Genomic DNA, 14,371 nt, shown 5'->3' on the forward strand with positions numbered 1-14,371 from the left:
TTGCATCTCCACCTCCTCCTGGATTCGAAGTGATCTGAAGGATTGCGGACAGCCTCGCCCTGCGCCAGCCTCCTCTTCAGGAGAGACTGCACGCATAGGTTCATCCTTACTCCTCCTCAAGAAACGATGTCAACCGGAGCCGTTTCTTTTTTCAAAATAGGCATCAGCATTACCCGTGCCATCCATACTCAAGGTAGCAGGAACTGAAAACGCGACAAGAAAACCACCGCGGCTGGCTGACGAGACACCCGTTGGTAGCAACCATGCGGACGCGTGACCGTCCGGCGCCTCCCCACCCCCTCTGACACCTCCCCCCTTCGCCTCTATCCCACGCGTTGACATGTAATCCATGTCCCCGCCACAATTGCCTACCACTTAGTACAGGAGGGCAACATGACCGCACAGGACACCCTGAGAGCCCAACCCTTCGTCGTGGGCCCCACCAACTACGCTTCCCCGTTAGATGTCCTCGGCACCAAAGTCACCGTGCTTGCGTCAAACGCCGCGACACACTCATATGAAATCACCTTGCAGCGAGGTGACGAAGGAACAGGGCCGCCGTTGCATTGTCACAACTGGGACGAATCATTCTTTGTCCTCAAGGGCTCGATCGAATTTACTACCGCCGGAAAAACCGTCCTGTGCAAACCAGGGACGCTCGTGCACGTGCCCGCCAACACGATGCACGGCTTCTGCTATGGAGTCGGCGGCGGCGAGATGCTTGAGTTTACCGGCCAAGGTGGCCTGGCGACCCAAATGTTTACGGCCGTGCACCAAGAGATCCCTCCCGGCCCGCCCGACATTCCGAAGGTGCTGCAGGTGCTCGCGCAAAACGGAGTGGCCGTCGCGCCCTGAGAGAACAAGAACCGCCGGTTTCGGGCCTGACCGCCTCAGAGAAGAGAAGGCGCCAGGATCCATGTCCCGGCGCGTGGCGGCTCCCGGTTCACTCCCGACTACTCCCTTTTCCCCGTACGCATGATAGATTGCGCGTAACCACCCGCGGAGGACACCCCCTTGAGGGCCTCGCGAAGAACTCCCCCACTACTCAGCCGGCCTGCGCTCTCTCTGGCCGGCCGCTTGTTCGTCACGCTTGTCATCGCGGTGCTGGCGGTCGCTCCTGCACAAGCAGAGACCTTTCGCTCTGATTCGAAGCGGTTCGGCAATCCGAAGATGGACATTGTCCTGACCGAGACCGAGCGCCTGACGAGAACCTCTATTGTCGACATTCAGATCACGGCCATCGGCTCCTCGGTGGGCTCCTCCTTCTTTCTCTTGTGCAGCCTGCGCGACCTGGCCCGACAGCGGGGCCCCTTCCGCTATCTCGTCAAGACAGAACGGGTGCCACGCGACAGCCAGATGCTGGTCGGATTTCTCAACGGCCCCAGCGAAGAACCGGCAGAACTCGATCCGCGGCTGGCCGGACAGCCGGTGATCGATCTCGACGACTTCGCGCCGATTTGCGACAAGATGAACTGAACCGGACGCCCGACGCAGTCGAGCGCCTCTCTCACAGCTCATCCGGTAAACGTCGCAGAAGGATCTGTAGAGGGGAAAAGAACACGAGTGAAGGGGAGGACACCATCACGGCAGGCACGGACACATGCCGCTGCCCTGACTTCTATGGCTTTATCTCTGCTGACTTGGCCACATACCGCTGGATTTCGCGGTCCGGAACGATGCTATGCACGATCTCGCCGTCCTCGTATATATCTGCGATGTTGAGGGCGCCGCTCAAAACCAGTTCTCCGAATGCCTGCTCGCTGATATTCAACCGTTTCGCGGTAGCTGTGGGAGAGAAACCCCGTAGACCGGGATCCCGCTCAAGTGCTGCCATCCATTCTGAGGGCGAGTATCGTTTTCTCATGCGACGCAGTCTATAGAAGGGGCTGGGCTATTTCAATCGACGACCAGAAATCGCCACACACACCCGACTCCCTTCAATTGAGACGGCTTCTTCATACTTACTCCACAACGCTGAATTCATAGCGGGCGCTTGTCAGCGCGGCCAACAGTTCCGACGCGTGATCCCGGCCCCGGGTTTCCATGGTGATATCGATTGCGGCTTGGTTCAGGCTGACCCCGTAGTGCGCACGGTTGTAGGATGTCTCCACGATGTTGGCGCGGGCTTTGGAGATAACCGCCGTGAGGCCTTCCAGCGCGCCGGGATAGTCCGGAAGCAGGACGCGGAGGCGCAACCGTCTGCCGTCCCGCACCATGCCTTGCTCGATGATTCTCGCCAGCAGATTCACATCAAGGTTACCGCCGGAGACCAGCACCGCAATGTTTTTCCCGTGATGACCAGTTTTACCTTCCAAGACCGCGGCCAGCGCCACGGCACCGGCCCCTTCCGCCACCGTCTTCTCCCCTTCCAGCAGCATCAGGATCGCCTCCGCGATTTCGTCTTCGTCGACCGTCACGATCCGATCGACGTACCGGCTCACGAGCGGCAGCGTGCGCTGGCCTGCCCGGCGAACAGCGATGCCGTCGGCCAACGTCGATTTCGCCGGGAGATCGACCGGTTCCTGCTGCTGCAGCGCCGCCTGCATCGACGGCAGCCGGGCGGTTTGCACGCCGACGATCTCGACCCGCGGATTGAGCGCCTTGACCGCGCAGCCGATCCCCCCGATCAGCCCGCCTCCTCCGACCGGCACGACGATCACATCCAGCGCGGGGTTCTGCTTCAAGAGTTCCAGCCCGATGGTCCCCTGTCCGGCGATGACCGCGTCGTCGTCGAAGGGGTGAATAAATACTGCCTTCCGCTCCACGCTCCGTTCGATGGCCGCCGCGCAGGCCTCGTCATAATTGTCGCCATGCAGCACGACATCCGCCCCATAGGCGCGCGTGGCGGAGAACTTGATCAAGGGCGTCAACCGAGGCATCCAGATTTGAGCCGGAATGCCCCGCTGGGTCGCGTGATAGGCCACCCCCTGCCCATGGTTTCCTGCCGAAGCTGCGATCACTCCCTGCCGCCGCTCCTCCTCCGTCAGGGTCAAGATACGATTCAGCGCGCCGCGCTCCTTGAACGCGCCGGTCATCTGCAGATTTTCCAGCTTCAGGAAGACGGAATTCCCCGTCAGCCGGGACAGCATTTTCGAATGCATCAACAGCGATTCATAGATGGATGCACCGATGCGGGCAGCGGCTGCTTCGATCGACTCAAGATTGACCATGCCCCGTTCTCCTTCCCGTAATTCCTTCAGGCCCCTCTGCAAAAGAAAACCCCTGGTGGAACCAAATCCGCCAGGGGCCGCTGCTCGCGTGCATTTCCAGTCGCAGGCAGGCTCAGGCGGAGCGGGCGATCATCATCGCCGCCGCCATGCTAATTCCGATGCTCTGCCGAATGGTTGTCATCGTGTCACGATACCTCGCGGGTAAATCAATGCGTTGTGATGTATATCATTTGCCGACAGACGCATCAAGCTTTCGCATCTGTCGTGACGACACTGGTTTATATGGGTGATCGGAAGCGCACGTCGCGCTCCTCTCTCAAAACGTGCCGGTGTTCGACTATCTCGCCGACCTCCACCCTCTTCCGGACACGGGATTTGAGGTGATTGCCCTGCCGATGAAGATCGCCGGTGGGACAAGCGGCCCGCTCCGCATCATCGCCGTGCTGCCCCCAACACCCTAAGCCGCCGCGCGCACCCTGCCAGGGTCCGTTCGATTCCCCGCGGCTGCACCGTCCTTCTTCTTAAACATCGCTGGTCGCTCCCCCCTCACCCATCCCCCTCCTCTTTTTACATTTTATTATGCAAGTGGTCATTCATCGGGTACCTTACGACTATCTCGTTCAGGCGCTCTCACAAGGGAGGAGTGGTATGCTACCGACGCTCGTGTGCCTCCGCCGGACCATCGGTCTCGTTGTTGCCTTTGCCGTCCTGGCCGGGTGCTCGGTCACCATGAGCGCACAGGATATCCCGTCGGTGCAGGCCACCAGCCCGCTCACCAGCCCGCGATCCCAGTCCTTCATCTTGCACCCGTTCACTGATCAGCAGAACCTGGCCGCGCCGGTGATTCTTCAAGTCGCCTTCAACAAATTGACGCTCGAGGAGTCTCCGGCAGCGATGATAACTTCCGCCGTGCATCGAGAGTTGGAGCGCACCGGCCATCGCCCGATCCAAGACGGCCAGCAATCAAAAGGAGACTTTTTGATTGAAGGCACCGTGACTCAGCATTCACTCCGCCGCGACATCGGCAACTCGCTGACCACCATCACCGGCAACGTCGAGATCACCATCACGGTCCGTCCTGCAGCCGGGGGCAAGAAGGCATTCACGAAGCGCTATCGGGGATACCACTTCGCCAATGGGCCGGATCTCCCGCCTAAGGTCTGGAAAGACGTCTTGGGTCAGGCCATCGCCGAGTCGGTCAAAAGCCTGTCGATGGATCGCGACCTAGCCGCCTTCATTCACTCGCTGTGAGGGAAGAGCCGTGAAACACAGTCACAAGCGCCGGGACTGTTCACAACGGAGCCGGAGCTCCATCGCGACACCTTATTGAAGCAGGCCCGTCATCGAATCCGGGTTATCCTCTCCGCCAAAGCCTCACTCCCGACGCACAAATCTGACCCGAATGCGGAAGATGATAAACTCCGACGGGTTGACCGGCGCCATGCCCACCTCACAGGTCAGGACTCCATTATCGATGTCGGCCTGCGCGATCAACGCCTCCTCGCAACGGATGAAAAAGGCTTCCGTTGCACTCCTTCCTTGCAACGCATCCTTCGCCCATAGCATGACCAAATGCCCCCTCAGGGTCTCCTTCAGTTGCACCCTGATCTCAGGCGTATTCGTCTCGTAGATCAGCCAAGCCAGCTCACGTTGGCAGATTTGATTCAGTGACGCCCGAGCCAGCTCCCGCGTCAGGGCAGGCATATCTAGAACACCGGCAGCACTCTCATCCACATAAATACCTGGGACCAACAGCTCATTGGATAGCGGTAGTGGGGCATTCGTCATGACAGGCACTCCTTGTGTGAGGTTCGATACGAGGGAAACCTCAGCAAGCTACATGCCGAATGCCGGCAGGGCATTATGCGCCTGAATATTCAGCCCTGGGTCGTTAAACGGAAGAGAGCGAGGAACGCTGACGTATCGAGATCGATACGCTGCCACGAAAACGATACAGATTGGGGATTCGAAGGACAGCGTTGGCGTCACGCACGGTTCAGGCAGTACATGAGGGACGACCTGCGAATGTTGCGAAAGCCCAGGCGCCCGGGAGAATCAATGCGATGGTATTTCACTCGGCGTGAGTGTCGCTGGAGGGCGTGACGGCTTTCTCCGCAACTCCACATCCTGATCAATCATCTTCAGGATATTCAGCTGGGACTCTAATTCGTCAATCCGCTTCTCTCGCTCGCGCAGTTGTTTTTGGAGAGACTGCACGACGCTGGACTCCTCGGCAACCTGACTGCTTTTGTGCACCACCGGGATGGCGGTCGGAGCGGAGGGCAGAGTGGCAGGGACAGAAGGACTATTCCTCCTGTCCCTGCACACATTTCATTGCCTTCCCTCCGGCTCACTCTACAGCCCGGCTTGCCCGCAAGTCGCCAGACTGATCCGGCAGCAACATGATGCAGTTGGGGTTCAACCCCTGCGCCTTCAAGGTCTCAATACTCCCCAACACTTTATCCTGTTTCAGATCGATCACCGTAATGGACCCGTCGCTCAACCCTTCGAGATTCAGCAGGCTGTTCTGAACAAAGAGGTACCGTTCATCGGGCGACAGCACGCTATGATGGGCGCCGGCGGCTGCCGCGATAGTTTTGAGAAACTTAGGCTGCCGCGGATCGCTGTTGTCATACAGATTGACGAACCCCGGCTTCGCCGTCGTGACGAACAGGCGATCTCCCTTCGCGTTATAGACCATCTCCAGCGGCATCTCTTGTTGCCGCGGTCCGAAATCATCGATCTCATAGAACGAGAAGGCCTGGCTCTTCGGATCCCAGACCCCGGCCCACAACGTGCCTTCCATCAAATTGGTGATGTGCACCACGGGGGGATTCGCATTGGGGCTGAACATAATTTCGACCGGAGCGGATTTGGCCGGAGCCGGCTTCGACCCAATTTTGTGCGTCGACAGCACTTTCCCAGTACTGGCCTCGATCACAGTAACTGAATCCCCCTGTGCGGTCATGTCCGGCTTCTCCGTACTGGTGACGAGTACGCGGTCGATGCCGTTGTGAATCGCGATCCCGTGCGGGTACAGAATCGTCGCTGGGGACGGCTCGACGGCACTGATCGTCTTGATCGGCTTGTCGAGCAGCGCGTCTCCCATAATCACCGTGCTTGAGCCCATGCAGGTGAGATACCAGGTCCGGTTATCCTCCGAAACGGCGAGATCCTCTCCGACCTCACAGTCCGGGACATTAATAGCGCGAAGCCGATAGGGAAACGTCGTGAGGTCCACGACGTGGAGGACGCTTTTCCCCAAGGCTGTCACATAGGCTTTGGTGCGGTCCCGGTTAAAGAAGATGTGATGGGCGACGAGGTCGGATGGCAGCGGAATCTCCATGAGAATCTTCCCGTAGCCCGCAGACTCCGGATCAATATCCATGATCGCAATTCCCTCCCGTCTCACCGGCTGATCGGCTTTACTCTCATAGTTTATCAGGGCAAGCAGTTCCGCTGATGCGGGAACCGTGCCGGCAAGCAGCAGGCCCAAGCCCAACGTAAGCAATCGTAATGTGTTCATGGCAGCCTCCTTCTGTATGAATGAAGACAGACGTCATCATGTTTGGCGATCTGTACGCCGCGGGCCGGCACCACTGTCCGGTGTTGCGCCCCACGCCCTGGTACGTGGCGGGTCGGCCCGCCGACCCGCCTGGCCATTCAGGCTTTATTCATCGCATGAGTGCCGTGCGTGACAGCCCCGCCCGCGCGTAACGCGGCCGCAGCCAATACGGTTTTGGCGATCTCCGGATCCGTAGCGCCTCGCTCTCTTGCCCTCCCCACGTGGAGGTCGATGCAATAGGGACACTGGATCGTCAGCGCGACAGAAACGGCGATCAATTCCTTATACTTTCTCGGAATCGCGCCCTCAGCCCAGGCCGCCTTATCGGAAGCCGAAAATGCTTTCGCCGCTTCCGGCGCATGGGTTTCTAACTCCTTCAACTTCGCAAGGTTCTTCATGTCGTACATACTCGCCTCCCCGTACTGTGTGGTTGCTGATTGAGGGTTGTCAGGATATTCCTTCTATTGAAATTTCAGGCCCGGATGCCGATCACTTCCAGATACTCGGCGAAGACCGTCGTACACCCGTTCCCGGCTCGATTGTGAGCGGACCAAAGGGCTTCGAGTTCCCCGCGAAGACGTTCCTGACCGTCGACATCTAGGGACGCGAAAGCCTGATTCGTCGGTCCATAGTAAAGGCGGAACAGCTCGACGACTTCCGAAGGAGGAAAGGGGTACGTGAACGTATACGGCCTCCTGGTCAGGCTGAGTTCCGACAGCCCCGTCCCGAGCCGTTCACGCACTGTAGCTTCGTCGCCCCATAGGACCGGCGAGGGCATGCCGGAGGGCGCAATGAATTTCGAGACGGTCTTGAACATCTGTCCGACAAATCCCTGCGGCGTCCAGTTCGCCATCGCCACGGTTCCCCCCGGTGCACACACGCGCAGCAGTTCCTTCGCGACCAGATCCGGCCGCGGCGCGAACATCGCGCCGATCAGGCTCGTGACGACATCGAAGCTCGCATCCTCGAAGGGCAGCGCTTCTGCATCAGCTTCTTCGAAGCGAGCCCGGAGACCCTCAGCATGCGCACGGGCCTGCGCCCGCTCCACCCAGTTACTGGCGATATCGACTCCGGCCACCTCCAGGCCGTCCTTCGCGGCCATCAGAGCGAGCTGGCCGGAACCGCAGCCCACGTCCAGGAACCGGCTTCCCGGTGCGACCGGCAGCCGCTCGTAAAACTCCCGCGCGCCGCCCTCCATGTACCGCGAGAATCGGTCGTAGTCGCCGGCCATCCAGATGGTCTTGAGCCGCACTTTTAGATTGTCCAATTCCCGAATCGCTGTGCTCGTCATGATCGGTTCCTCCCTCTGGTCTTAGAATGACGCCGCAGATCAGTGCCACGTTGTCTCTGCTCGCACTATACGGAGCCGGTGTTCCGGCGTCTTATCCGCTCGTCTGGCTCTCTTATCAGGAGAATGCTAAGCTGGCGGATCGTTTATCCGGGCGTCCGGCCCGTTTAGCCGAAACGCTTGCGACGGGATCACATCACATGGATGTGTTGTCTGAAGTTCTGAAGGCCGTGAAGCTTGATGGCGCGGTCTTTTTCCACGGCGAGTTTTCTTCGCCCTGGTGTTCGCGCCAGCCCGATGCCTGTGCTATGGCCTCCTATCTGTCCGCCAACACCAAGCACGTGATCATCTATCACTTGGTGACCGAAGGACGGGGGTATGCCCGGGTTGAGCAGAACGGCCGCGCGATATCCCTTGAGGCCGGCGACATCATCATCGTCCCGCACGGCGACGCGCACCTGATGGGAAACGGCCCTCCGGTCACACCTGTAGACAGCAGCGAACAACTGAGGCAGGTCCTTGCAGAGGGGAAAATGCTGTCCCAATTTGGAGGCGGCGGAGAACTGACGAGGCTGGTCTGTGGGTACATGACCTGCGACCCGCAACTTTCGCAGGTCTTTCTGGCGGGGCTTCCCCCGATCGTCAAAGTCCATATTCGGGACAATCCGTCTGGACGGTGGGTGGAAGACACCCTTCGATACTCCGTCAACCATGCCGAGACCTCAGGCCCTGGCGGCGCCGCGGTCATCGCCAAATTGTCGGAAGTCTTGTTCGTCGAAACCTTGCGTCGGTACATCGAGAAGTTGCCGCGGACACAGACCGGATGGCTCGCCGGGGTGCGCGATCCGGACGTGGGAAAGGCTCTGGCGCTATTGCACAAGCAGCCGGCTCACCCGTGGACCATTGCCACGCTCGCCAGCGAGGTCGGCCTATCCCGCTCCGTGCTCGCCGAGCGATTCCAGCATTATCTGTCAGACACGCCGATCGGCTATCTCACGCGCTGGAGACTACAGCTCGCCGCACAGCTGTTGACATCGACGTCCAAAAGCGTAGCCGAAGTGGCGGGCGATGTCGGCTACGAGTCCGAGCCCTCCTTCAACCGCGCGTTCAAACGGGAGTTCGGCCTGCCGCCCGCCCGGTTCCGCAGCCAATCGAAGGAACGCAAATCGGACAGGCTGCTTTTCTAGGGGTTTCCGCTGAATAATTTGGGGTCATCATGCGCTGGGGGCAGGCATGAGTATGGATTTCTGAGCAGGCAAAGCACAGGACCCATTTCCCGGCGCGTGGCGGTCCGGCGCCTTCCACAGTCTTCTCTTCTGGCTGAACCACCGCAAACAGACTCTTCGTTCAGGCCTCCTTCCCGGCGAGATGGAACGAGCGGAAGACGGCCCTGGATACTGAGAGAAATGAAGAATACAATACTTCCATGTACGCCATACAGCAGCGCGCCGGTCTGGCTATCCAGGCACTGTGTCTGCTCTCCGTCGTGCTGCTTGTGGAAGGATGCAATTCCAAATCTCCGCCTTCCAGCGTCCGATTCCCGATCACATCCGGTTCCCATACCACCTTGCCAACCCCCCAACAGCGCATCCTTCTATGGGGGGATCCTCCCCTGACCGATGTTGCGATGGAATGGCTTCGGTCCCATCACTACTCGAGTGTCCTGATGCCCGAAAACGGCTCCCTCCACACTCCTCAAATTTCTCACACCTTTTCAGATCACAAGGTTGCATATGCCGTCGCAAGGAGCATGCAGGCCGACTATGTGCTTTTTCTTGAACGCGAGGAGAGCAAGGACGGGGCCCTAATCGAGCCGCAATGCGGTCCTCTCTTCTCTGTGGACGTTCGCATAAGCGGGCTATCAGTGGAGAGCAGAGGTGTCGCACTGCGAGCGAACGCCCATTACCCGCAATGTGTCGAGCTCAGCGTTGAGACCTTTCGAAACCTGACTTGCCAGGCCTTCGCCACAGCGTGGGGATACCGCCCGTCCGGGCAACTCGACATCCCGTCGAGTCTAATGTGCACGGTTGGTCAGGCCAAACCGATACCGAGCCGCTAACTCTACGGAGGGCCCTCAGAAGGCAAGGCGTCGGGCTCGATGCACTTCATGGGGGAAGCTGGGGGGGCAGGTCATGCGTTCCAACATTTCCCGACGCGTGGAAGTCCGATCCCTTCTTCGCCTCCCTACCCATCACTGCATACACCTATAGGCGAGCCACTATCCACGACAGTGCCGCATGCCCCGCCTTTCCCCCCTTTTATTTACTGCTCGCCGGACCGTCGTCTAGCCGAGCATCTGCGAAGGCACGACGCCCTGCATCGCCTCGGGTATCGGCTGTCCCATCAAACGCAAACAGGTCGGCGCCACGTCGAGCACTGACAAGTTGGGAAGCCGCCCCCGGCCGGAAATACCCGGTCCTGCAGCGGCAAAGAATCCCCGGAGATCGTGCCGGGTATCGCGGTTGAAAAACAAATCTTTCTGTTCGAGCACGGCGCGCGGGTGTTCAATCCGCCGCTTCGGATAGGGTGCGGGAGCCCAGTCGAAGAAGATGTCCGGCAGTGACCGGTGCGGCTCCGTCCGGTAGAGATCCACGGTACGGGCGATGTACCGAACGGCTGGTAGACCACTCTTGGGATCGATCAGCCGCTTCAGATCATCTTCCACCCGATCCAGCAGCTTCCGGTAGTCGGCACCGGGCTCGACGACGCCCTGCGGTTCCCGTCCGCGGAGATTGACGCGCAGGAGCCCGAGAAAATACGACGGGATCGGAAACAATGTGGTGGCCGGCCAGTCGGTGCCCCCGAACCACTCTCGTGTCAGCATGCGGCCATGAAAGCCATCCGGCAGCCGGTCGCTGATCGCCCGCTGCCAGGATTGCGGGATCATTCGCCGGATCAGGCGAGCTGCGGCCGGCTCTGAGCCGGCAGGCTGTTGCATCCGATGATAGCCCAGCTGCCGGCAGAAGGCCCGCGTGAGTTCAAGGTTCGGGTAGTCCTCCTGGATCCCCATGTTCGACACCACGATCGCTGTGCTATCCTGCCCCAGTTGATCCAGCACCCGGCCGAACATGTGATCGATCGCCTGGTACACGTCACGCGTCGCATGCTTCAAACGGCCTCCGTTGGGCACCGGGGTGCTGGCGCGGTCGGAATACTTCCAGAATTGGTGTCCGGCGATGTGGGCTTCGTGAAACCCGATGACAACCAGGTCAAAATGATCGCGAGCCAGCAGATGCCGACAGATGGCGGCTTTCTGTTCAATCTGCTTCAACAATCCCTTGTAGATCCGTTCGTCGTCATCGACGGTGCCTCCGACCAGTTCTTCCACCCCGAGAGGTGAACCGAATTGCCTGCGCAGATCCGCAAACAGCGACGACGGAACGGAGTACCCCGCAAATCGCGCGTTGTGAGGCGACCAGTTAGCCACCTGCACGCCGGGCACGCCGATCGTACAATGCACTTCCGGCACATCGATGGCCGCCACACGCATGCCACTGTCGCGGAGCTGCCCCCAGAAGGGCACGGCATCGTCGACCCGTTGATCGGAGAGCTCGAGTTCATAGGTGCCCGGTTTGAGCGGACGCCAGTAGTAATACCCGTGTTGCGCCCGGGACAGACCGGAGAGCAGGGAGACCCAGATCCCGTTTTCGCTGACAAACTCGGAGCCGGTGAGCCGGCTTTGCACTCCCCGCTCGAGCAGCCCCTTGATCGTCGGCAGGTAGCCCTCATCAGCCCATTGCTCGATCAGTCCGGCATCGCCAGCATCAAAAGCCAGGAGCACGAGCGGACCGCGTTCACCTGTCTGGTTCATGCGAGACTCCGGGTTGCTGAGATCAGCGGCAGAATAACCCTCCCTCAGCACCGGTTCAAGGGCGCGCGCAGGGCGTCATCCATGCGACGGCCTGCGATCTCCCTTCGCGGGTTGAAACGGAAGCGAGGACCCGCAACCGAATCCTGAAAGGATGTCGAATGTCTATCGGAATAGGAGTCATCGGTTATGCCGGGGCCGCATCACGGCTGCACCTGCCTGTCCTGACCCGTCTCCCCGGAGTACGGGTGACCGCGATCGCCGGAACTACCGGGGAAACCCTTTACGCAATGGCCGATCGCTACGCAATCCCCGGCCGATACCTCGACTATCGCGCCCTGCTGCGCGATCCATCGGTCGATGCCGTGGCAGTCTGCGTCCCGCCGGCCCTGCACGACGTCATCGGACTGGCAGCTCTGGACGCGAAGAAGCACCTTTTCATGGAAAAGCCGCTGGCCCTCTCGCTCGGACAGTGCGCGCAGTTGGTCCAGGCAGCCGAATCGGCGCAGGTGACGACCATGGTCGGCTTCCATCTTCGCTGGCATCGGCTCGTGCAAGAGGCGCAGAAACGGATTGCCTCCGGCCGTCTCGGCAGAGTCGAACTGCTCCGGACCGTGTTTACCAGCGGAATTCTCCGGCGCGCGAATGTGCCGGCCTGGCGTCAGCGCCGCGAGGCGGGCGGCGGCGTCTTGATCGAGTCGGGGGTGCACTACTATGACCTCTGGCGATTCCTCACCGGAAGCCGCGTCGAGGAAGTCCAGGTCGTGAGCCGCTCAGAACAGCCCAATGACATTACGGCAGCAGTGACGGCGCGACTGGGGAACGGCATCGTTGCCACCGCCGGGTTTTGCCAGGGAACGGTGGACGACCTGGAGATCGACATCTATGGATCGGCCGGTCGGCTGCGCATTTCCGGATACGCGCTCGACGGGCTCCGCTTCGATCCGTCCGGATGCAAGGGGATGAATAAACTCATGAACAGAGTTCTCTCCGCGCCTGATCGAGTGCTCCGTACAATACAGGGAGCCGCCATCGGAGGATACTACGCCAACGCGTATGCCAATCAGTGGCAGGGCTTCGTCCAAGCCATTCACGACGGCACCCGATCCGGCGCCACATTTGCGGACGGGCTGGCAGCCACCCGTGTCGCCCTTGCGGTCACCCAGGCGGCCGACTCCGGTTCTTCTGTTCGCGTCGCCGACTGTGCCGATATGATCGCGCCAGTCCGGGAACGGAGCAGCGGACCGGCTGCGAGGCCCTAAGAGCCCCAACCGGCTTACACAGAAACGGATCGCGCCTTGGTCAGCCCTTCGTAGATGGCAATAAACCGGTCGAGAAATTGTCCCTGATCGAAGGCCATGAGCGCATAGCGCCGGCCGGCCAGGCCGAGGGATTCGGCATACTCCCGATCGCCGAGGACCTTGAGCAACAGGCGTCCGAGTGCGGCGTGGTCGCCGGGCGCAACCAGGAGCCCCGTCTCTTCGTGCCGCACGTACTCAGTGAAGCCTCCGGTGGCGCTGGCCACCAGGGCGGTGCCCCGCATCATCGCTTCGGCCGCTGCATTTCCGAAGGCCTCGCTCCCGCGCGAGGGCACGACCTGCACCCAGGCGGCATTGAACCGGTGTTCGATGATCTCGCGCGGCTGATGGCCGAGAAACTCGATCTTCGCATCGAGCTGCTCCGCGATCCTCCGCAGCCGACCGCTTTCGGGCCCTTCTCCGGCAATCAGCAATTGCGTGTCGGGCCGCTGCTTGATGACCAGTTTGTACGCGTCTAAAAGCGTATCGACCCCCTTCTCGTACGCCAATCGACCGGCAAATGCGATAATCGGCGGGCCCGAGAGCGGAGGGCGCGGCTCACGGGCCTTGATGCCGTTTGGAATCACCTCAACACGGGGGATACCGGAGACTTCCAGCCACTCGGCGACCGATCGGCTATTGGCGACGACGACATCGAATACGTCACGCCAACACCTCCAGAGATGCAGTTGCGTCATTAAGAGCGGCCAGGCGAGGGCCGGCACGCACCCGGCTCGATAACAAATCGAGCCGGCCGGCTCATGGCATCCCTTCCCGTCCGGCAACACTCTCGATCCGATCGGACACACGGTTCGATACCACCCGTCGTGATACACGGCAGGGACCTCGCGCAGTAACGGGAGGATCAGCGGCGACAGTTGAGACAGAAACAATCGCACATGCACGACATCAGGCTGAAAATCGGCCAGGGCGTGGCGTAATCCGAGAAACGCGGACGGATTGCCGCACCACAACGCCGCCCGTAGCGGCGTCGCCGTTCCAAAACAGCCGTACTCCGCCGGTTCGGCGGCTTCATCCGCATATGCGCGGCTCGCAAAAAGACGCACATCATGGCCGCGCGCCCGCAACCCGTCACGGAGCGACAGCGTGACTACCTCGTTGCCGCCTCTCGGCACCGAGTAATCGCTGACTAGCAGAATCTTCATGGCTTATACATAACGCACTTGAAGCCGGGAATTGATGAAATTTTCTGACCGCCGCATGGCGGGGGATCGATGATTT

Annotated in this window: 13 protein-coding genes; 6 read left to right on the forward strand and 7 right to left on the reverse strand. The window is 60.4% G+C overall.

Annotated features, from left to right (window positions below; translation table 11 throughout):
* The first annotated feature begins 393 nt into the window (after nt 1–393).
* On the forward strand, nt 394–855 hold the full coding sequence (locus Q7U39_09090; GenBank protein MDO9118099.1) for a cupin domain-containing protein: 462 nt from the start codon (nt 394–396) through the stop codon (nt 853–855).
* Between the two features lie 159 nt (nt 856–1,014).
* Entirely contained in the window at nt 1,015–1,476 is a 462-nt protein-coding gene (locus Q7U39_09095) for a hypothetical protein (protein MDO9118100.1), read from the forward strand.
* Nucleotides 1,477–1,961: 485 nt separating this feature from the next.
* On the opposite strand, the gene ilvA is transcribed toward Q7U39_09095, so the two are convergent.
* Nucleotides 1,962–3,170 carry a threonine ammonia-lyase gene (gene ilvA, locus Q7U39_09100; GenBank protein MDO9118101.1) on the reverse strand — a complete coding sequence of 403 codons (1,209 nt, stop codon included), beginning with the start codon at nt 3,168–3,170 and terminating at the stop codon, nt 1,962–1,964.
* Nucleotides 3,171–3,499: 329 nt separating this feature from the next.
* Between ilvA and Q7U39_09105 the strand changes: the two genes are divergently transcribed.
* Complete coding sequence (locus tag Q7U39_09105; GenBank protein MDO9118102.1) at nt 3,500–3,631, forward strand: hypothetical protein; 132 nt, start codon at nt 3,500–3,502, stop codon at nt 3,629–3,631.
* 187 nt (nt 3,632–3,818) lie between these two features.
* Nucleotides 3,819–4,421: a hypothetical protein gene (locus tag Q7U39_09110; GenBank protein MDO9118103.1), complete on the forward strand. Its 603-nt coding sequence runs from the start codon at nt 3,819–3,821 to the stop codon at nt 4,419–4,421.
* Between the two features lie 123 nt (nt 4,422–4,544).
* Here the strand turns inward: Q7U39_09110 and Q7U39_09115 are convergent, their stop codons facing one another.
* The 4 genes from Q7U39_09115 to Q7U39_09130 all read right to left on the reverse strand — a co-directional run bounded on the left by Q7U39_09115 (nt 4,545) and on the right by Q7U39_09130 (nt 8,026).
* Nucleotides 4,545–4,958 (reverse strand): phage tail sheath C-terminal domain-containing protein, encoded by a 414-nt coding sequence (locus Q7U39_09115; protein MDO9118104.1) that lies wholly within the window; start codon nt 4,956–4,958, stop codon nt 4,545–4,547.
* A gap of 562 nt (nt 4,959–5,520) precedes the next feature.
* Nucleotides 5,521–6,696 (reverse strand): YncE family protein, encoded by a 1,176-nt coding sequence (locus Q7U39_09120; GenBank protein MDO9118105.1) that lies wholly within the window; start codon nt 6,694–6,696, stop codon nt 5,521–5,523.
* Nucleotides 6,697–6,833: 137 nt separating this feature from the next.
* Entirely contained in the window at nt 6,834–7,142 is a 309-nt protein-coding gene (locus Q7U39_09125; GenBank protein MDO9118106.1) for a carboxymuconolactone decarboxylase family protein, read from the reverse strand.
* Between the two features lie 65 nt (nt 7,143–7,207).
* Nucleotides 7,208–8,026, reverse strand: coding sequence for a class I SAM-dependent methyltransferase (locus Q7U39_09130; protein ID MDO9118107.1), 819 nt, complete (start codon nt 8,024–8,026; stop codon nt 7,208–7,210).
* A gap of 26 nt (nt 8,027–8,052) precedes the next feature.
* Between Q7U39_09130 and Q7U39_09135 the strand changes: the two genes are divergently transcribed.
* The gene (locus Q7U39_09135) at nt 8,053–9,210 is read left to right on the forward strand and encodes an AraC family transcriptional regulator (GenBank protein ID MDO9118108.1); all 1,158 of its coding nucleotides are present in this window, start codon (nt 8,053–8,055) and stop codon (nt 9,208–9,210) included.
* 1,097 nt (nt 9,211–10,307) lie between these two features.
* On the opposite strand, the gene Q7U39_09140 is transcribed toward Q7U39_09135, so the two are convergent.
* Nucleotides 10,308–11,834 carry an alkaline phosphatase family protein gene (locus Q7U39_09140; protein ID MDO9118109.1) on the reverse strand — a complete coding sequence of 509 codons (1,527 nt, stop codon included), beginning with the start codon at nt 11,832–11,834 and terminating at the stop codon, nt 10,308–10,310.
* Nucleotides 11,835–11,992: 158 nt separating this feature from the next.
* Between Q7U39_09140 and Q7U39_09145 the strand changes: the two genes are divergently transcribed.
* Complete coding sequence (locus tag Q7U39_09145; protein MDO9118110.1) at nt 11,993–13,093, forward strand: Gfo/Idh/MocA family oxidoreductase; 1,101 nt, start codon at nt 11,993–11,995, stop codon at nt 13,091–13,093.
* A gap of 14 nt (nt 13,094–13,107) precedes the next feature.
* Here Q7U39_09145 and Q7U39_09150 read toward each other — a convergent pair whose 3' ends face one another.
* Entirely contained in the window at nt 13,108–14,295 is a 1,188-nt protein-coding gene (locus tag Q7U39_09150; GenBank protein ID MDO9118111.1) for a glycosyltransferase family 4 protein, read from the reverse strand.
* Nucleotides 14,296–14,371 lie beyond the last annotated feature (76 nt).

Origin of the sequence: Nitrospira sp., from assembly GCA_030653545.1 — a bacterium.
GTDB lineage: Bacteria > Nitrospirota > Nitrospiria > Nitrospirales > Nitrospiraceae > Nitrospira_D.